This window comes from Mesorhizobium sp. ISC15 (genome assembly GCF_037162615.1).
GTDB classification, from domain to species: Bacteria; Pseudomonadota; Alphaproteobacteria; order Rhizobiales; family Rhizobiaceae; genus Mesorhizobium; species Mesorhizobium mediterraneum.
This window is the reverse complement of the sequence record NZ_JAVSPX010000001.1, coordinates 6,275,334-6,292,882: the sequence shown is the minus strand read 5'-3', so window position 1 is coordinate 6,292,882 and position 17,549 is coordinate 6,275,334. Positions and strand designations below refer to the sequence as shown.

Annotated in this window: 18 protein-coding genes; 11 read left to right on the top strand and 7 right to left on the bottom strand. The window is 63.3% G+C overall.

The annotated features are described in order from the left end of the window. Positions 1 to 9 precede the first annotated feature (9 nt). Genes cdd through deoA form a run of 3 tightly spaced genes read left to right on the top strand, consistent with a single transcriptional unit; the run spans position 10 to position 2,536 of the window. A complete protein-coding gene (cdd, locus tag RPG13_RS30345) occupies positions 10 to 402 on the top strand; it encodes a cytidine deaminase (protein WP_127204612.1) in 393 nt (130 codons plus the stop codon). Then, positions 399 to 1,217, top strand: coding sequence for a purine-nucleoside phosphorylase (locus RPG13_RS30340; protein ID WP_292722260.1), 819 nt, complete (start codon positions 399 to 401; stop codon positions 1,215 to 1,217). The genes cdd and RPG13_RS30340 overlap by 4 nt, the downstream gene beginning before the upstream one ends. Continuing rightward, on the top strand, positions 1,217 to 2,536 hold the full coding sequence (gene deoA / locus RPG13_RS30335) for a thymidine phosphorylase (RefSeq protein ID WP_126105073.1): 1,320 nt from the start codon (positions 1,217 to 1,219) through the stop codon (positions 2,534 to 2,536). Before RPG13_RS30340 ends, deoA begins: the two co-directional genes overlap by 1 nt. On the opposite strand, the gene RPG13_RS30330 is transcribed toward deoA, so the two are convergent. The 3 genes from RPG13_RS30330 to RPG13_RS30320 form a co-directional block, all read right to left on the bottom strand. Then, complete coding sequence (locus tag RPG13_RS30330; RefSeq protein WP_126107359.1) at positions 2,537 to 3,100, bottom strand: TIGR02281 family clan AA aspartic protease; 564 nt, start codon at positions 3,098 to 3,100, stop codon at positions 2,537 to 2,539. Positions 3,101 to 3,210: 110 nt separating this feature from the next. Next, a complete protein-coding gene (gene upp, locus RPG13_RS30325) occupies positions 3,211 to 3,840 on the bottom strand; it encodes a uracil phosphoribosyltransferase (protein WP_095488517.1) in 630 nt (209 codons plus the stop codon). Between the two features lie 104 nt (positions 3,841 to 3,944). Continuing rightward, positions 3,945 to 4,916: an adenosine deaminase gene (locus tag RPG13_RS30320; protein ID WP_095488516.1), complete on the bottom strand. Its 972-nt coding sequence runs from the start codon at positions 4,914 to 4,916 to the stop codon at positions 3,945 to 3,947. 148 nt (positions 4,917 to 5,064) lie between these two features. Between RPG13_RS30320 and ubiE the strand changes: the two genes are divergently transcribed. The 5 genes from ubiE to coaBC all read left to right on the top strand — a co-directional run bounded on the left by ubiE (position 5,065) and on the right by coaBC (position 9,404). Then, positions 5,065 to 5,841 (top strand): bifunctional demethylmenaquinone methyltransferase/2-methoxy-6-polyprenyl-1,4-benzoquinol methylase UbiE, encoded by a 777-nt coding sequence (gene ubiE / locus RPG13_RS30315; RefSeq protein WP_095488515.1) that lies wholly within the window; start codon positions 5,065 to 5,067, stop codon positions 5,839 to 5,841. A gap of 13 nt (positions 5,842 to 5,854) precedes the next feature. Further along, positions 5,855 to 7,429, top strand: coding sequence for a 2-polyprenylphenol 6-hydroxylase (gene ubiB, locus RPG13_RS30310; protein WP_095488514.1), 1,575 nt, complete (start codon positions 5,855 to 5,857; stop codon positions 7,427 to 7,429). A gap of 85 nt (positions 7,430 to 7,514) precedes the next feature. After that, positions 7,515 to 7,754: a FitA-like ribbon-helix-helix domain-containing protein gene (locus RPG13_RS30305; protein ID WP_008874379.1), complete on the top strand. Its 240-nt coding sequence runs from the start codon at positions 7,515 to 7,517 to the stop codon at positions 7,752 to 7,754. After that, positions 7,751 to 8,161, top strand: coding sequence for a type II toxin-antitoxin system VapC family toxin (locus RPG13_RS30300; RefSeq protein ID WP_095488513.1), 411 nt, complete (start codon positions 7,751 to 7,753; stop codon positions 8,159 to 8,161). Before RPG13_RS30305 ends, RPG13_RS30300 begins: the two co-directional genes overlap by 4 nt. Positions 8,162 to 8,186: 25 nt before the next feature. Then, positions 8,187 to 9,404, top strand: a complete 1,218-nt coding sequence (gene coaBC, locus RPG13_RS30295; RefSeq protein ID WP_337126714.1) for a bifunctional phosphopantothenoylcysteine decarboxylase/phosphopantothenate--cysteine ligase CoaBC — start codon at positions 8,187 to 8,189, stop codon at positions 9,402 to 9,404. Here the strand turns inward: coaBC and RPG13_RS30290 are convergent. After that, a complete protein-coding gene (locus RPG13_RS30290; protein WP_337126713.1) occupies positions 9,401 to 10,837 on the bottom strand; it encodes an MFS transporter in 1,437 nt (478 codons plus the stop codon). The genes coaBC and RPG13_RS30290 overlap by 4 nt on opposite strands. A 1,095-nt stretch (positions 10,838 to 11,932) precedes the next feature. Between RPG13_RS30290 and RPG13_RS30285 the strand changes: the two genes are divergently transcribed. Genes RPG13_RS30285 through RPG13_RS30275 form a run of 3 tightly spaced genes read left to right on the top strand, consistent with a single transcriptional unit; the run spans position 11,933 to position 15,354 of the window. Continuing rightward, positions 11,933 to 13,387 carry an efflux RND transporter periplasmic adaptor subunit gene (locus RPG13_RS30285; protein WP_095488510.1) on the top strand — a complete coding sequence of 485 codons (1,455 nt, stop codon included), beginning with the start codon at positions 11,933 to 11,935 and terminating at the stop codon, positions 13,385 to 13,387. Positions 13,388 to 13,394: 7 nt separating this feature from the next. Beyond that, a complete protein-coding gene (locus RPG13_RS30280) occupies positions 13,395 to 14,138 on the top strand; it encodes an ABC transporter ATP-binding protein (protein WP_126105078.1) in 744 nt (247 codons plus the stop codon). A 55-nt stretch (positions 14,139 to 14,193) separates the two neighbouring features. After that, on the top strand, positions 14,194 to 15,354 hold the full coding sequence (locus RPG13_RS30275; RefSeq protein ID WP_337126712.1) for an ABC transporter permease: 1,161 nt from the start codon (positions 14,194 to 14,196) through the stop codon (positions 15,352 to 15,354). A gap of 136 nt (positions 15,355 to 15,490) precedes the next feature. Here the strand turns inward: RPG13_RS30275 and RPG13_RS30270 are convergent, their stop codons facing one another. The 3 genes from RPG13_RS30270 to rpsU all read right to left on the bottom strand — a co-directional run bounded on the left by RPG13_RS30270 (position 15,491) and on the right by rpsU (position 17,400). Next, positions 15,491 to 15,964 carry a DUF992 domain-containing protein gene (locus tag RPG13_RS30270; RefSeq protein ID WP_126105080.1) on the bottom strand — a complete coding sequence of 158 codons (474 nt, stop codon included), beginning with the start codon at positions 15,962 to 15,964 and terminating at the stop codon, positions 15,491 to 15,493. A 165-nt stretch (positions 15,965 to 16,129) separates the two neighbouring features. Further along, positions 16,130 to 16,975, bottom strand: coding sequence for a tetratricopeptide repeat protein (locus RPG13_RS30265; RefSeq protein WP_126105081.1), 846 nt, complete (start codon positions 16,973 to 16,975; stop codon positions 16,130 to 16,132). 149 nt (positions 16,976 to 17,124) lie between these two features. Continuing rightward, positions 17,125 to 17,400, bottom strand: a complete 276-nt coding sequence (rpsU, locus tag RPG13_RS30260; RefSeq protein WP_095488505.1) for a 30S ribosomal protein S21 — start codon at positions 17,398 to 17,400, stop codon at positions 17,125 to 17,127. Positions 17,401 to 17,549: the final 149 nt, after the last annotated feature.

Genomic DNA, 17,549 nt, shown 5'->3' with positions numbered 1-17,549 from the left:
AAAAACTAAATGTCGCATGACCTGTTCGAAGCGGCCAAGGCCGCCATGGCCAAGGCCTATGCGCCCTATTCGAAATTCCCGGTCGGGGCGGCACTGCGCACCGAGGACGGCCGCGTCTTTGCCGGCGCCAACATCGAGGTCGCGTCCTATCCGGAAGGCTGGTGCGCCGAAACCACCGCGCTCGGCCACTACATCATGGGCGGCGGCGGCAGGATCACGGAGATCGCCGTGATTGCCGAGCGCATGGCGAAATGCTCGCCCTGTGGTGGCTGCCGGCAGCGGCTGGCCGAATTCTGTCGGCCGGAAACCAAGCTTTATCTCTGCGACAATGGCGGTGTGGTCGAGACTGTGACCATGGGCGATATGCTGCCCTACGGCTTCCAGGGCGATATTTTGAAATGAAGGAAGCGATCGATCATCTCGTCGAAAGGCTGGACGGGCTGGCGCCCGCCACCGCGCTCGTGCTGGGTTCGGGCCTCGGCGGGCTGGTCGACCAGGTCGAGGACGCCGTCCGCATTTCCTATGCCGAATTGCCGGGCTTTCCCAGAAGCGGCGTCACCGGCCATGCCGGCGAGGTGGTGGCAGGACGTTTTGCCGGCACGCCAGTGCTGATGCTGTCCGGCCGCGCGCATTATTACGAGCACGGCAACGCGGCGGCGATGCGGCCGGCGCTGGAGGTGCTCGCCGGCCTCGGCATCTCGCAACTGATCCTCACCAATGCCGCCGGCTCAGTCGATCCGGACATGGGGCCAGGCTCGGTGATGCTGATCACCGACCACATCAATTTCTCGGGCTCCAACCCGCTGATCGGCGAGCCCAGCGACCGCCGCTTCGTCGGCCTGACCGAAGCCTATGATGCTGGCCTTCGCTCGGCGATCGAGACGGCGGCGAAGGCGACGGATACCGCGCTGCACAAGGGTGTCTATATGTGGTTTTCCGGGCCCTGCTTCGAGACGCCCGCCGAGATCCGCATGGCGCGCGTCATGGGCGCCAATGCCGTCGGCATGTCGACCGTGCCGGAAGTCATTCTCGCCCGCTTCCTCGGCCTGCGCGTCGCTGCCTGCTCGGTCATCACCAACCTTGCAGCAGGGATGACCGGGGCGGAGCTTTCGCACCAGGAGACCAAGGACATGGCGCCGGTCGGCGGCGCGCGGCTGGCGACCATTCTCCAGCGTGTGTTCGAAGACGGGCTGCCGGAGAGTAAGGTCTCGGCCTGATGCTTCCCCAGGAAATCATCCGCAGCAAGCGCGACGGCCATAAGCTGTCGGCGCAGGAGATCGCCAGCTTCATCGAGGGCGTGACCACCGGCACCGTCTCGGACGGGCAGGTCGGGGCGTTCGCCATGGCGGTGTTCTTCAACGGCATGAGCCGCGACGAGGCGGTGGCGCTGACGCTGGCCATGCGCGATTCCGGCGACGTGCTCGACTGGTCGGACCTGCCGGGCCCGGTGACCGACAAGCATTCGACAGGCGGCGTCGGCGACAATGTCTCGCTGATGGTGGCGCCGATCGTCGCCGCCTGCGGCGCCTATGTGCCGATGATTTCCGGCCGCGGCCTCGGCCATACCGGCGGCACACTGGACAAGATGGATGCCATCCCCGGCTATATCAGCCAGCCGGATGTTACGCGCTTCCGCAAGGTGGTGCTCGAAACCGGCTGCGCCATCATCGGCCAGACCGCCGATCTCGCGCCCGCCGACCGCAGGCTCTATGCGATCCGCGACGTGTCGGGGACCGTCGAATCGGTGCCGCTGATCACCGCCTCGATCCTGTCGAAGAAGTTGGCCGCCGGCCTGCAGTCACTGGTGCTCGACGTGAAGGTCGGCAACGGCGCCTTCATGGAAAGGTCGCGCGACGCAGCGGCACTGGCGAACAGCCTGGTCGAAATCGCCAACGGCGCAGGCCTGAAGGCCTCGGCGCTGGTCACCGGCATGAACGAGCCGCTGGCATCGGCAGCCGGCAACGCGGTCGAGGTGCAAAATGCCGTCGACTTTCTCACCGGCCGCGTCCGCGATCGGCGCCTGGAGGATGTGACGCTGGCATTGGCCGCAGACATGCTTCAGTCGGCGGGGCTGGTATCGTCCAACCAGGACGGCATGCGGCGCGCCGCCGAGACGCTTGCCGGTGGCCGCGCGGCGGCCGTCTTCGCGCGCATGGTGGCGGCGCTCGGCGGTCCGGCCGACTTCATCGAGAATCCGGAAAAATACCTGCCGAAGGCGGCGACCGAGTTTGCGGTCAAGGCGACCGAAAACGGCTTTGTCACCGGCATCGCCACCCGCGACATCGGTCTTGCCGTCGTCGGGCTTGGCGGCGGGCGCATACGGCCGGACGACAGCATCGATCATGCGGTCGGCATCACCAGGCTATTGCCGGTCGGTGCGGAGGTACGCGCCGGCGAGGCGCTGGCGCTGGTCCATGCCCGCAACGCCTCCGATGCCGAGGCGGCCGCGGCCGCCGTGCTTTCGGCCTATACGATCGGCGCTTCGAAGCCGCCTGCGGAAAAAGCCGTCATCCGGCGGATCCTGCCGCGCGGGTGATCACTGGACGAGCAACAGCGCGCCGTTTTCGACCTGGTATTTTTCAAGCCGCTGGAGAAAACTCAGACCGATCAAATTGGTGCGCAGTGCCTTGTCGTCGAGCACCACCGCCTGGACGCCGTCGACCGTGATCTTGCCGATCTGCAGGCGATCGACGGTCACCAGGGCAGCCTTGATCGCCCCGTTGGCGGTGTTGACGGTGTGGCGGAAGTCAGACGCGTTCAGCGAAATGCCGATCCTGCGTGCGGTCGAACTGTTGATGGCGACGAGCGTGGCGCCGGTGTCGATCATGCCGTCGACCTGACGGCCGTTGAGCTTGAACGCCGACGTGAAATGCCCGCGCGCATCCGCCGTGACCACGACCTTGCGGCCGAGCGGCTGCGGCGTCGCCGATCTGTCGGGAACCCCGGCCAGGTTCAGGTCCGTTTGCGTTTCGATCGTGGGCCTCGCCCCGACCGCCGATTTCAGCAGGCCATCGAGCATCTGCGGATTCGATTGATAGAGGATCGGGAACGACGCCGATGTTACGGCGAGCACGCCAAGGATGAGAAGATTGCGCAGCAGCATGGACCGGCCTTCGTGAACGCCCATGCTTATCGCGACATGGTGTTTGCCGCTTTAACAGATGCGGAAAGCGGCCGTTTGCGTAAACGATCGGTAAACGAGTGGCACGGTCATTTAGTGCCGTACATGCGGTCGCCGGCATCACCGAGGCCGGGCATGATGTAGCCTTTCTCGTTGAGCTGGCGATCGATGGACGCGGTGAATACCGGGACATCGGGATGCGCCTTGATGAAGCGCTCGAGGCCTTCTGGCGCAGCCAGCAGGCAGAGGAAGCGGATGTTGGTGGCGCCGCGCCCTTTTAGCTTGTCGATCGCCGCGATCGCCGAATTGGCGGTCGCCAGCATCGGGTCGACGACGATCACCAACCGGTCGGCGAGATCGCTCGGCGCCTTGAAGAAATATTCGACCGCTTCCAGCGTCTCATGATCGCGGTAGAGACCGATATGGGCGACGCGCGCCGCCGGCACTAGGTCAAGCAGGCCCTCGAGCAAGCCGTTGCCGGCGCGCAGCACTGAGGCGAAGACCAGCTTCTTGCCCTCCAGCGTTGGCGCTTCCATCGTCTCGATCGGCGTTTCGATCGTTGTCGTCGTCAGTTCGAGGTTGCGAGTGACCTCGTAGCCGAGCAGCAGCGAGATCTCCCGCAACAACCGCCGGAAGCCGGCCGTCGAGGTTTCCTTCTTTCGCATGATGGTCAGCTTGTGCTGGACAAGCGGGTGGTCGACGACGGTGACGCCCTTCATGGTGTTCTCCTGAAATTCCGGCTGCTTACGTGAACCCTATCGACAATGCGCCGGCCAAGGAACTGCTTGCGATCACCTACCACAGTTTTTGCAGGAGGAGAGAGTTAGCGGGCGGCGTTGAGGCGGGCGAGAAGCGCCGTCCTGGTCTTCTTATCGACGAAGGCGGCCTCGATTGCGGTTCTGGTGACGGCGGCGAGCGCCTTGTCGTCCATCGAAAAATGCTCTGCGGCAATGTCGTATTCGCGCTTCAGCGACGTCCAGAAATAGGGCGGGTCGTCGGAGTTTAGCGTCACCTTGCAGCCCGCCGCCTGCAGCGCCGGAAAAGGGTGATCGGCGAAACTGTCGAAGACCTTCAGCGCGATGTTGGAGCCGGGACAGCATTCGAGCACGACGCCTTCGTCGGCTATGCGCCGGACAAGGTCGGGATTTTCGATGGCGCGCACGCCATGGCCGATACGGGCGGGGCGGATATGGTCGAGCGCCGCCTTGACGCTTTCCCAGCCCATCAGCTCGCCGGCGTGGACGGTGATGCCGAGGCCGGCCTCGCGCGCGATCTCGAAGGCCCTGACATAGTCCTCCAGATCGCCCATCCGCTCGTCGCCGGCGACGCCGAAGCCGGTGACCAGCGGATGTCCGCAGCGGGCCGCGAAGCGCGCCGCCTGCTCGATCGAATAGACGCCGGCGTTGCGCACGCCGGTGACGATCATGCGGCCCTCGATGCCGGTCTTGGCCTTGGCACGCGCCATGCCTTCGCCGAGCGCGTCCGTATAGGCCTTGGGCGACAGGCCGGCCTTGCCGGCATGGTCCGGCGAGGTGAAGATCTCGGAATAGATGGCGCCGTCGCGGGCGAGACTGGTCAGGTAATGATCGGCCAGCCGCGCATAGTCTTCTTCCGTGCGGAACAGGTCGGAGGAGAAATCATAGGCGGCGAGGAAGGAGGTGAAATCGTGCCAGACGAAGGAGCCGTCCTGAATGTAGGGCGAGGTGTCCTTGCCGTATTTCTGCGCCTGGCGGATGACGAGTTCGGGCGCCGCTGCCCCTTCGATATGGCAGTGCAGTTCCGCTTTCAAAGGCATGCAGTCATCCCGTCAGGTCAGCCCAGTTCGCGGAGCCATAAGCATGATTCCACGACCGAGAAGCGCGGCCGAACACCGCGCCTTAAACAATAGCGTCGGCACCATCGATCGGCTATGGTCCCGCCGGTTTTATGGCGGATCAAAAATAATGTCGGTTGAGAGAACCACGGCCGTTGGCGGCATGGAGACCTCCTATGGTTTCAAGCGTGTAGGGGCAGGCGAGAAGCAGTCCCTGGTCAATGACGTTTTCCACAAGGTCGCGAACCGCTACGATCTGATGAACGACCTGATGTCGGCCGGCCTGCACCGGCTGTGGAAGGACGCTATGGTCACATGGCTCAATCCACCGAAACGACCGCGCTGGAGCGTTCTCGACGTTGCCGGCGGCACCGGCGACATCGCCTTCCGCATCGTCGAGGCGAGCGGCAGGAACGCCCATGCCACCGTTCTCGACATCAACGGCTCGATGCTCGCCGTCGGCCGCGACCGGGCCGAGAAAAAGGGACTGACTGATAACACCGATTTCGTCGAAGCCAATGCCGAGGAGCTGCCATTCGCTGAGGCCACGTTCGACGCCTACACGATCGCTTTCGGCATTCGCAACGTGCCGCGTATCGATGTGGCGCTTGCGGAAGCCTATCGCGTGCTGAAGCCCGGCGGACGCTTTCTCTGTCTCGAATTTTCCGAGGTCGACATGCCGTTGCTCGACAAGGTCTATGAGGCGTGGTCGTTCAACGCCATCCCCAGGATCGGCAAGGCGGTGACCGGTGACGGCGAGCCCTATTCCTATCTGGTCGAATCAATCCGCAAGTTTCCCAATCAGCAGAATTTTGCGGCGATGATTTCCCGCGCCGGCTTCGACCGCGCTTCTTTTCGCAATTATTCCGGCGGCATTGCTGCGCTTCATTCGGGCTGGAAGCTTTGAGGCTAGCGCAGTCATGAGCAGGGTCGGCGCTGGTTTCAGGCTCGTGCGGGCCGGCTGGGTGCTGGTCCGCGAAGGCGTCGTGGCGGCCTTGCCGGGCGACGAGCTTTCCGGCCTGCCGAAACTCGGCTGGCGGATGGCACGGCTGTTCACCCGCCGCCGCGCGCTTGCCTATGAGCGTGGCGACCGGCTGGCCAAGGCGGTCGTCCGGCTCGGGCCATCCTATGTCAAGCTCGGGCAGTTCCTGGCGACACGGCCCGATGTCGTCGGCAACGACATGGCGCTCGACCTCGCCATGCTGCAGGACAAGATGCAGACCTTTCCGCAGACCGAGGCCATTGCGGCGATAGAGGCTTCGCTCGGGCGCAAGGTCGGCGACCTCTACGCCAGTTTCGGCGATGCCGTTGCCGCGGCTTCGATCGCTCAGGTCCATATCGCAGAAACCCTGCACGACGGCGTCGGTTCGCGGGTGGCGGTCAAGGTCATCCGGCCAGGCGTGCGCCGCCTCTTCTTTCGTGATCTCGAGAGCTATTTTCTCGCTGCCCGCCTGCAGGAGAAGTACATCCCGTCGTCGCGCCGGCTGCGGCCGGTCGAAGTGACCGAGACGCTGGCGCAGACCACCAAGATCGAAATGGATCTGAGGCTCGAGGCGGCAGCGCTTTCGGAGCTCGGCGAGAACACCAAGGACGATCCCGGCTTTCGCGTGCCGATGGTCGACTGGGAGCGCACCGGCCGCGACGTTCTGACCATGGAATGGGTCGACGGCATCAAGATGAACGACATTGCCGGCCTCGCTGCTGCCGGCCACGATCTGAAGGCGATCGCCGCCAATCTGATCCAGTCGTTCCTGCGTCAAACGCTGCGCGACGGCTTCTTTCATGCGGACATGCATCCGGGAAACCTGTTCGTCGAGGCCGACGGCACCATCGTTGCCGTTGATCTCGGCATTGCCGGCCGGCTCGGCAAGAAGGAGCGCCGTTTCCTCGCCGAAATCCTCTATGGCTTCATCACCCGTGACTATCTGCGCGTCGCCGAAGTGCATTTCGAGGCCGGCTACGTGCCGCGCCAGCACAATGTCGCGGCGTTCGCCCAGGCGATCCGGGCGATCGGCGAGCCGATCCACGGCCAGCCGGCCGATACCATCTCGATGGCCAAGCTCTTGACGCTTCTGTTCGAGGTGACCGACCTCTTCGACATGGCGACGCGTTCCGAACTGGTGCTGCTGCAGAAGACCATGGTGGTGGTCGAGGGCGTCGCCCGCACCCTCGACCCGGCCTTCAACATGTGGAAGACGTCCGAACCGGTGGTCAGCGGCTGGATATCGGGCAATCTCGGCCCGCGTGCTCTGCTGGCCGACGCGCGCGACGGCGCAAGCGCGCTGCTGGCGCTGGCCCGCCAGGCGCCGGATCTCGCCGCCCGCACCGAGCGGCTGTCGCGCGAGATCGATTTGATGGCCGAACATGGGTTGCGCTTCGACGAAAGGACAGCGCACGCGATCGGCAAGGCCGAGGCGCGCCACACCCGATCCGGCCGGCTGGCGCTGTGGGTGATCGCGGTGACGCTGGTCTATATCGCTTGGAAGCTGCTTTGAATGCAAGCAATGACAGCAGTGCTGTCGGCGCTGTCATTGAAAGCATTCCTTTCATCAACTATGTTGGATGAGAAGGAGCAATGCCATGGGTACGCTCACCATCCGCAATCTTGACGACAGCGTGAAGCAGGCCCTTCGCGAGCGCGCCGCCGCGCGAGGTGTTTCGATGGAGCAGGAGGCTCGGGAAGTTCTTGCGCGAGAGGTTAAAAGCCCTGCACGACGAAGGATCGACGTTGACAAGGTTCTGGCGCTTGGCGTGAAACCAGCGGAGCCTTTCGACCTGAAGAAACTCACAGATGAAATGTGGGACGAAGGCCTCCGGTGAGCGCTCTTGTCGTCGACACGTCGGCATTGATTTCCATTCTGGGGCGGGAATCAGACAACGTGTTGTTCGCCAACGCCATCGCCCGATCGGAGCTGCCGTCGATCAGTTCTGGCACGCTATATGAAGCATATTGCGTCGCCTTGCGAGGCAGATATCCGGAGGGAGCTGCCCGACTTGAAGCGATAGTTTCGGAGCTTCAACTCGAAATTCTAGCCTTCGATTTGGTGCAGCTTTCTGCAGCTCGCCTTGCCTATTCAACCTATGGCCGCGGCACCGGCCACCCGGCCAACCTCAACATGGGCGACTGCTTCGCCTACGCTCTCGCCAAGACCCGAGATCTGCCATTGCTTTTCAAGGGCGATGATTTCATCCATACCGATATCACGCCGGTACTGAAGCCGGCATGACTTTGGACAAGGACTGGTCTCGGGCATGATCCTTTCCGGCAAGCGCATCCTGCTGATCATCGGCGGCGGCATCGCCGCCTACAAGGCGCTCGACCTGATCCGCCGGCTGCGCGAGCGGGGCGCTGCGGTGCGTGTCGTCATGACCGCTGCGGCGCAGGAGTTCGTGACCACGCTGTCGGTTGGAGCGCTGGCTGCCGACCACGTCTCCACCGATTTGTTCGACCGCAATGACGAGCACGATGTCGGCCACATCCGCTTGTCGCGCGAGGCCGACCTTGTCGTCGTGGCGCCGGCCACCGCCGACCTGATGGCGAAGCTCGCCAACGGCCACGCCAATGACCTTGCCTCGACCGTGCTCATCGCCACCGACAAGCAGGTTTTGATGGCGCCCGCCATGAACCCGAAAATGTGGTCGCACCCGGCGACCCGGCGAAACCGCGCGACGTTGCAGAAGGACGGCATCGCATTCATCGGCCCGGCGAAGGGCGAGATGGCAGAGAGCAACGAGGCAGGCGAGGGCCGCATGGCCGAGCCGCTGGAGATCGTCGCCGCGATCGAGGCGCTGCTCGACATCAGGCCGAAGCCGCTGGCCGGCAGAAAGATCATCGTCACCTCAGGGCCGACGCATGAGCCGATCGACCCGGTGCGCTACATCGCCAATCGCTCGTCCGGCAAGCAGGGCCATGCCATTGCGGCGGCGCTGGCAAGGCTCGGCGCCGATGTGCGCCTCGTCTCCGGTCCGGTCGGTATTGCCGATCCGGCCGGGGTCACCACGCTGCATGTCGAAACCGCGAACGAGATGAAGGGCGCGGTCGAACAGCTGCTGCCGGCGGACGCGGCCGTGTTCGTGGCTGCCGTTGCCGACTGGCGTAGCGAGACTTCGGCCGGCGAGAAGATCAAGAAAGTGGCAGGCGAGGGGCCGCCGGCGCTGCAGATGATCGAAAACCCCGATATTCTTGCCGGTGTCGGTCATCACAAAAGGCGGCCCAGCCTGGTCGTCGGCTTTGCCGCTGAGACGCAGGATCTCGTCAAGAACGCCGAGGCCAAGCTCAGGAAGAAGGGCGCCGATTTCATCGTCGCCAACGACGTGTCCCGCGTAGGCGGCGTGATGGGCGGCGATCGCAACCGGGTGCGGATCGTCTCGAAGGCCGGTGTCGACGAATGGCCCGAGATGAGCAAGGACGAGGTGGCGACGCGGCTTGCGGCACTGATCGCCGAGCGGCTGAAGACAATTACTGTCTAGCCCGTTGCTTCCTGTGGCCGGGCTGCCGGCCCCGAGATCCTCAGGGCTGCAAGGCATCCCAGAAGGCCGAGTGGCACGAAGGCAAGGAACAACCAGGTGGCGACATTCGCTGCCGCCTCTCGGTTCAGGCCTTCGGAAAAACCGCTGGCGTTGGCGACGATGCCGGTCAGTGCTGCACCGACCGCATAGCCGATGCGCTGCATGGTCGGCACGGCGGCAGAGGCGATCGTCTGCTCACCATCCCTGGCCGATGCCACGATCACGCGGGTGACGAAGGGCCAGGCAATGCCGAAGCCGCCGCCTTGCAGCAAGGCGCAGAACAGGATCAGCGGAATCGAACCCGCCGGCACGGCATAGGCGAAACCAGCGATGCCCATCGCGATCATCAGCGCGCCGCCGGTGATGATCAGCCTCTCGCGCTCCGGCGGCGCATTGGCGACGAGGATCGACAGGATCGACCAGGCGATCGATTCGGCGGCGATGATGTAGCCGGTGGTCAGGATCGGAATGCCGTGCAGGCTGGTCAGAAGCAGCGGTCCGTAGACGGCGAAGGAACAGGTCGCCACGGAGAACGCGGCGACCATGGTCATGCCTGCGCCGACCGGCGAGCGCCAAGAGAACAGCCGCGACGGGAACAGCCGCGAGCGCGGCTTCAGCGCATCGATGCGGACAAACAGCGCAAGCCCGACCAGGCCGAGGGCCAGCAGCAGGGAGGAACGCAGCAGGGCAATGTCGACCCCGGCCGTGGCGATCAGCACGACGCTGACGGCAAGGCAGCCGAGCGCGGCGAAGGGGAAGGGCGGCGCCGTCCCAGTGATCGCCTGCGGCTTGGTCGCCTCAGGCGTTTCGAGCACGATGAAGCTCGCCAATGCCATGGCCGTGCCGCCGAGCGTGAAGACGCCGAAAGCCCAGCGCCAGGAGAGCAACTCGGTCATCAACGCGCCCAGCACCGGGCCGCTGAAGGCGGCGACGCCCCAGATCGCCGACATGACGCCGAAAAGCTGTGGCCAGATGGCGCGTGGAAACAGCCGCTCGACCGAGACGAAGGCCAACGACACTAGCGCGCCGCCGCCAAACCCCTCGATCAGGCGCCCGGTCAGGAACAGCGGCATGGAGGGCGCGATGGCGCAGACCAGTGCGCCGGCCGCATAAAGCAGGGCGGCCACCACCATGTTGGTGCGCAGCGCGACGTAGCTCACCAGCCGCCCGGCGGCAGCGCCGGCGACGATGGCGCCGAGCTCGTAGATCGCCAGCGACCAGCCGACCAGCTGAACGCCAGCGAGTTCGCCGACCATGGCCGGCATCACCGTCGCCACCATGGTTTCATTGGTGGCGTGCAGCAGGATGCCGAGGCTGATGAAGCAGAAGCGCGCCAGATCGCCGCTCGCCCACAGCGCGCGCCAATCGACCCTGTTTGTGCTGGTTTCGGTCACCCCGCCCTCCGAACGTTCTTATACGCCGATTCAAAAAATGGTGGAGCGCCCTTCGTCTCCAAAGGGCAAGCGGCGCTTCGGGGGTTGTAAAACCTCAACTGCAGTTGAGCTCAAGCGGTTTTTTGCGGGTGCGCTGAGAATGCTGATGAAGGCGGGAAGTCAAAATGATCGTGCGTCCCGGCTCCATCGATCCGCCGTGCTGCGCATCTGGTACTGCTGACGCCGATGGCGATGTTGACGCCGCTCTACCGAATCGATTTAGCGGCACGTCAACCGGTGGATGTAGATATTTGTTGCCAACTTCCGCAGGTACGGTTAATATATTAGCAATAGCGAATATTATTCTGCTTGCGGTCGTACTGGAGCGCGACAATGAGCGTTGCCGATTTGCACAGGCCAAGTATCGCGGCGGTTCTACGCGCCGCAGAGGGACCTTCACCCGAAAGAGTCTTGGGAGGCCCGGCGGCGTAACCCGCTACTGGCGGCCTCATAACTTCCGCATCTCCCACAGCATAATCGATCGAGCCGGATCGAGGGCTCTCTTGCGCCCTCATGCTGCCGACCAGTGCCAGAGATGGCCTGCGCAGCACCCTCTAGCTCTGGCAAATTCGGAGGAGAACATGATTGTTGGACATAGTGGTTTAAAGGTAGCCGCGGCTGCGGCTTTCTGGGGTGGGACACTGTTGCTTGGAGCAGGCGGCGCGCTAGCGCAGAACGCCTGTCCTGGCGTGTCGGCGACGCAGTGCACAGACTTCTGCGGCGCCGCTGGCGTGGCTACTTGCACAAAGACAGGGTCGGTTCCGGACTGCCAATGCAATGAGACCACGAAGGATGTGAGTGGCAATGCGTTCGGCACGGCAACGCAGGACACGGCTGAAGGCAAGGGCAACATCGACAACAAGACCGAAACAGCCTGCGAGGGCAATCCGGGGCAATGCAAGCAGTAAGATCCGGAACTTTCGAATCGATCTCTGTGCGGTTTGCTGTGATGGATTTCTTCAATAGGTGAAATGAGTTCCTCTACGGCATTGCCGATCACAGATTAAAGAGCTGGAAGGGATTACCTTTCCCTTCCGGCTCGGAGGTGGTCAGAAAATGATGCGCAGCGTTCTGTTCGTTACGGCAATCCTCGGCGCCGCGGTGACGCCAGGGAGTTCGATGGGACCGACGCCATCGGCGACTTCCGGCCAGGTTTTGTCGGCCTTCAATAACCTCTCAGCTCTCCTCAAGCCGTCCTCGATCCGGCCCGATACCCCCGCCTATCGCTCGCAAGCCGTGGAGCGCGGCGATATCATCACAACAGTTCAGGCGGCTGGCACGCTGAACGCACTGGTTATGGTGGAAGTCGGTTCTCAGCTCTCGGGTCGGGTGAAGGAACTCTATGTCGACTTCAACTCCAAGGTCACCAAGGGTCAGGTCATCGCCCGGGTTGACCCGGAGATTTACGAAGCAAGACTGGCGCAAACCCTTGCCGAACGGGAGATGGCCCAAACGCAGGTTTCCGTACAGCGAGCCCAAATCGAGCGGGCCAGGGCAGAGATGGAGACCGCCGCGGCCAGATATGATTCTGCCGCAGCACAGACTGCACGCGCCGAAATCGCGCTCGATGGTGCGGCGCAGGAAGTGAACCGCAAACGCTCGCTGGCTAAGCAGAAGATCATCGCGCAGGGTGAATGGGAGCGGGACAACACTGCGCATAACTCTGCCAAGGCGCAGGCGACTGCTGCCCAAGCGGAGGAACTGTCGCAATCGGCAGCCGTTCGAGCCGCCAAGGCGACACTCAATATGGCCGAAGCCGAGCTCGCCAACACGCTTGCCCAGGTGAAGCAGAAGGAAGCGGTGCTTCAGCAGGCCCAAATCGATCTTGACCGCACGTATGTACGCGCGCCGGTCACCGGCACAGTGGTCAATCGCGCCGTTAGTGGTGGTCAGACCCTCGCGGCTAGCCTGCAGACACCGATCCTGTTCACCATAGCTCAGGACCTGACTGAGATGCAGGTGGAGGCTTCGGTGGTGGAAGCCGATATTAGCCGTTTTGCGCTTGGCCAGCCAGTTACTTTCACCGCCGATGCCTATCCCGACCGAATCTTCACCGGCACGGTAAAGCAGATCCGCAAGGCACCGCAGGTCGTCCAAAATGTCGTCACATACATAGTGGTGGTCGGTACCGAAAATTCCGATGAGCTGCTGTTGCCCGGCATGACCGCCAATCTGAGTGTGGTAGTGGCCAAGCGACAGGGCGTCTTGAAAGTGCCGAACGCTGCCCTGCGTTTCCGGCCGCCGAATGATACCGGGGACAAGGCGCGTTCAACCGCGCCGGCCATTGCCGAAACGGGCGCAGAGGCAGGAAGCCCGGGCGAGGTCTTTGTAGTTGGGCCAGACCGCGAGCCGAAGCTGGTTTCGCTCCGGCTTGGAATCACCGACGGTCGTACAACAGAGTTGCTGGCAGGCGACCTGACCGAGGGGCAGCAGGTCATTACAGGGCTTGCCACTGCTCCGCGTCGGGACGATGACGCGTCTTCCGTCCTGGTCAAGTTCCGGTTGCGGTGAGGCATCCATGGCCCTGATCGAAGTCGATCGGCTGCGCCATTGCTACCGTGTTGGCGGAGGACCGGTGTGGGCGCTCGAAGGGGTGACCATGACGATTCAAAGAGGCGAATTCGTCGCGGTGATCGGACCTTCTGGGTCAGGCAAATCTACCTTCATGAACATACTGGGCTGCCTCGACAGTCCCAGCGAAGGCCGCTACCGCCTGAACGGGGTTTACGTCGGTGGTCTCCATCACGATGAGCTCGCTGCAATCCGCAATCGCAACATCGGTTTCGTGTTTCAGTCGTTCAATCTGCTGCCGCGGGCCAGCGCACTAGAAAATGTGGAGCTGCCGCTTGTCTATCGCCGCATGTGGGCTGGAGAGCGGCGGCGCGCAGCCCTGGCGATGCTGGCCAGGGTAGGGCTCGCCGATCGGGCCAGACATACGCCTGCCGAACTCTCGGGCGGACAACAGCAGCGCGTTGCGATTGCCCGTGCTCTGGTGACGGAGCCTTTGCTTCTGCTCGCCGATGAACCCACTGGTGCGCTCGACAGCCAGACCGGGCTGGAGATCATGGCGATTTTCCGCCGCCTCAATGTAGAGGGCCTGACCATTGTGCTGGTCACCCATGAGGCGCAGATTGCTGCCCATGCCGATCGCATTGTGGCCTTTCGAGATGGTCGCGTTGTGTCCGACACCCCTGTCGCGCAACAGGCACGGTCTCTAGGTAACGCTCGCCATCTATCGCTGGCTTACAACAATGTCCGGTAGCACAAGAACTGCCCTGCGATCATTACGCTCCCATCATTTGCGCAGCGCGCTCACCATGTTGGGCATCATCATCGGTGTGGCCGCTGTCGTGGTGATGATCGCGATCGGGGTTGGTGCGCGCGAACGCATCGCAGCTCAGATCCGCAGCCTTGGCGCCAATCTCATCAGCATCAGTCCGGGCAGTGCGAAGATGGGCAGCGTCCGGCTTGGGGCCGGTGGCGCGCCGCGGCTGAGTGAAGAGGACGCGGCGGCGATCGGAATGGAAATCCCCGGCGTCGTGGTGGCGGCGCCACTCCTCCACGCACGCGAGCAGTTCACGATCGGTTCCAGCAATTGGCAAGGCGTGGTGCGCGGCGTGACGCCGGAATATTTCTCGGCGCGCGAATGGCGGGTTATCGTCGGGCAGGAGATGACCCCGGAGGACAACAAGCGCGTCGCCAATGTGGTGCTCCTCGGAACAACGATGCGGGAGAAATTGTTCGGAAGAGCCGATCCGGTAGGCGCCGCGATTCGCATCCGCGACGTGCCGTTCACGGTGATCGGACTGCTGGAGCGGAAGGGTCAGAGCGTATGGGGCGATGACCAGGACGATGTGGCACTTGTGCCGCTAAAGACGGTGCGACGTCAGTTCATCGGCACGAGCCGCGCCAATCCGACCTTCGTACACAGCATCACGGTCAAGTTCGCCAATTGGGCCTCGGCAGAGGACACGATGGCAGCTATCCGCAACCTTCTGTGGCAGCGCCACCGGTTGCGGACGGGTCAGGAAGACAGCTTCGTGGTGAGCAACCTCGCCGAAGCTGCGAATGTCGAGGGTTCGACCACGCGCGTGGTGTCGCTGCTGCTTTCGGCGGTGGCCTCAATTTCGCTGGTGGTGGGCGGGATCGGCATCATGAACATCATGCTGGTGACGGTGACGGAGCGGGTCCGTGAGATCGGACTGCGGCTTGCGGTCGGCGCGCGACGGCGAAATATCCTTGCCCAGTTTCTCGTTGAGGCAGCAACGCTGGCCTTGCTCGGCGGTATTCTGGGTGCCGCTATTGGGATTGCTACGGCAATCGCCGTTGGCTCTATCGCCCAATGGCCGGTGATCATCGACCTCAGCGCCGTCCTGCTGGCTATCGGCTTTGCGGCGGCTGTAGGCGTCTTCTTCGGCTATTATCCCGCCCGCAAGGCCGCAAGGCTACAGCCAATCGAAGCGCTGCGCACAGAATGAGGTTTGGCGCCACCGCGCGATAATCGGTTAATTTCGAAGCCGCAAAGCGCCTAATCAAAAGGCTACCACGCGCCGGGGACCACGCGGCGCGGAACAGTTCAATCCTGTTCCGCGCCGCAGAGCCACGCTATGCCGCTTATTTGAAAGAGTGGATCAGCTCCAGCGAGGTTACGGCGACTGCCAGATTGACGCCGGTCTGCGCCTGTACGTTGAGAGGCTGCAGCGAGAAGGCGCTGTTCAATCCGCCGACCAGAAGGTTGGCGCCGCCGCCGGTCACCAGGCTGGCCTCGGCGTTGACGCCATAATAGCTGCCGGCAAGATCGCCGGAATTACGATCGCGAGTGGCCGCCAGAACAGCCCATATCAATTCGCCTTGGTGCGTCTTGCCGACGTCGACGCCGAGCTTGGAAATGACCCCGGTATAGGCTTCGGGCGGGCCGCCATGATGAGGGCGAAAGGTGCAGGCCACGCCTTTGTTGGATGTGACGATATAGCCGGTGCCGCCATCGATGGTGCAGTCGAGCACGCCGAGCTCCAGCCTGCCCGCGCTGGCAGGGGCAGCGAGCACCGTGGTGGCGAGGGCGGCGGCACAGGCGAGTTTCTTGATCATGGGAGGGGTCCTTTTGCGAATTGCCTTGAACAACGGCTGAGCATCGCGAGCGTTCCGCCGAAAACTTGGCGCGATCAAGGCGGGCGTTAACGCACAGTGATTGAAGGCTTCGAAGGCATGCCAAAAACGGCAGGCCTGCCATATCAGGCCCAACGTCGCCGTCGGTTAGCCGGCGCTGGTGCGCGCCAGGCCGTCCTTGGCCGGCTGGTAGGTGGGATTAAGACGCACTGCCTCGCGGTAGGATTTCGCCGCCTTGGCCTTGTCGCCGCGCCGCTCGTAGATCAGCGCCTGGTTGGACCAGGCCTCGGCATTCTTGCCGTCGAGCTTGATCGCCATGTTGATGTCGGCGAAGGCATTATCCTCGTCGTTCATGGCGAGGTAGGAGAGGCCGCGGCCATTGTAGGGTTCGGCGGCGTCCGGCGCCAGCGAGATGGCGGTGGAGAAATCCTCGATGGCGAAAGCGTGCTGGCCCTGGCTCTGATAGATCAGGCCGCGATTGTGGTAGGCGCGGGCATCGGTCGTGTCGAGCTGGATCGCCTTCTGGAAATCGTTGAACGCTTCCTGGATGCGGCCGGCTTTGCGGTAGAGATTGCCGCGGCCGATATAGGCGGCGTCATAGTCGGGATTGATCTGGATCGAGCGGTTGTAGTCGGTAAGCGCGGCCGCCTGGTCGCCGAGGAAGCGCTGGATGAGCGCGCGGTTCGAATAGGCCTGGTAGAAATTCGGATTGAGCTGGATGGCGGTGTTGAAGTCCTTGAGCGCTGCCTGATACTGGCCGCCGCGGCCATAGGCCGAGCCGCGCACATTGTAGCCTTCCGGGTCCTGGGGACTGCGCTGGATAACGGCCGACAGCGAGGAGATGTTCTCGGCCGACCCTTGTGCCTTGTCGATGTTGGTGAATTCGCCGGTCGGGGCTGTCTGGCAGCCGGCGAGCGCCAGCCCGGAAAGCAAGGCTGCCGTCAGTGCAAAGCCGCGCAATGCGGTTCTGCGCTCCACGCTTATTGCATTCATGTCTGCTCTGTCCTCACTGCCCGCCGCGCCGTCAGGTCTGTTCCCTTCCGAACCGGCCTCTCCGAATCGAGGAATTCAAAACAAAAAGGTGGCGGCGATTACGCATCGCGCCACCTTGGATATCCTTCGAAAAGGACGAAAAATTGGCGTCAGAACCGCGGCGGACGCGGAGCACCGGCACCAGCAGCACCACCAGCCGCCACCGGGCGCGGGGTCATCGGCAGCAGGCCTTCGCGCTGGGCGCGCTTGCGGGCCAGCTTGCGGGCGCGGCGAACGGCTTCCGCCTTTTCGCGGGCGCGCTTCTCGGACGGCTTCTCGTAATGTCCGCGCATTTTCATTTCGCGGAAGATGCCTTCGCGCTGCATCTTTTTCTTGAGCGCGCGAAGCGCCTGGTCAACATTGTTGTCGCGGACGAGTACCTGCACGGGCAATCCTGTCTTTCGTGTTTGATATCAACAGGCAAGCGGCCATAGCCACTAGCCTCCGCGGCGATTTACACCACGAATTGTGGCGGCTGATAGCAGAATCATGCCGCTCTGTCCACTGCCGAAACGAAAAACCCGCCTCCGCGGCG

Excerpts from the sequence above, each read along its gene's own strand:
- coaBC (WP_337126714.1), top strand. The coding sequence starts at position 8,187 with ATGATCCTTTCCGGCAAGCGCATCCTGCTGATCATCGGCGGCGGCATC.
- RPG13_RS30275 (WP_337126712.1), top strand. The coding sequence starts at position 14,194 with ATGTTGGGCATCATCATCGGTGTGGCCGCTGTCGTGGTGATGATCGCG.
- RPG13_RS30320 (WP_095488516.1), bottom strand. The coding sequence starts at position 4,916 with ATGCCTTTGAAAGCGGAACTGCACTGCCATATCGAAGGGGCAGCGGCG.
- ubiE (WP_095488515.1), top strand. The coding sequence starts at position 5,065 with ATGTCGGTTGAGAGAACCACGGCCGTTGGCGGCATGGAGACCTCCTAT.
- upp (WP_095488517.1), bottom strand. The coding sequence starts at position 3,840 with ATGAAGGGCGTCACCGTCGTCGACCACCCGCTTGTCCAGCACAAGCTG.
- deoA (WP_126105073.1), top strand. The coding sequence starts at position 1,217 with ATGCTTCCCCAGGAAATCATCCGCAGCAAGCGCGACGGCCATAAGCTG.
- RPG13_RS30265 (WP_126105081.1), bottom strand. The coding sequence starts at position 16,975 with ATGAATGCAATAAGCGTGGAGCGCAGAACCGCATTGCGCGGCTTTGCA.
- RPG13_RS30285 (WP_095488510.1), top strand. The coding sequence starts at position 11,933 with ATGATGCGCAGCGTTCTGTTCGTTACGGCAATCCTCGGCGCCGCGGTG.
- RPG13_RS30280 (WP_126105078.1), top strand. The coding sequence starts at position 13,395 with ATGGCCCTGATCGAAGTCGATCGGCTGCGCCATTGCTACCGTGTTGGC.
- RPG13_RS30340 (WP_292722260.1), top strand. The coding sequence starts at position 399 with ATGAAGGAAGCGATCGATCATCTCGTCGAAAGGCTGGACGGGCTGGCG.
- cdd (WP_127204612.1), top strand. The coding sequence starts at position 10 with ATGTCGCATGACCTGTTCGAAGCGGCCAAGGCCGCCATGGCCAAGGCC.
- RPG13_RS30270 (WP_126105080.1), bottom strand. The coding sequence starts at position 15,964 with ATGATCAAGAAACTCGCCTGTGCCGCCGCCCTCGCCACCACGGTGCTC.
- RPG13_RS30305 (WP_008874379.1), top strand. The coding sequence starts at position 7,515 with ATGGGTACGCTCACCATCCGCAATCTTGACGACAGCGTGAAGCAGGCC.
- ubiB (WP_095488514.1), top strand. The coding sequence starts at position 5,855 with ATGAGCAGGGTCGGCGCTGGTTTCAGGCTCGTGCGGGCCGGCTGGGTG.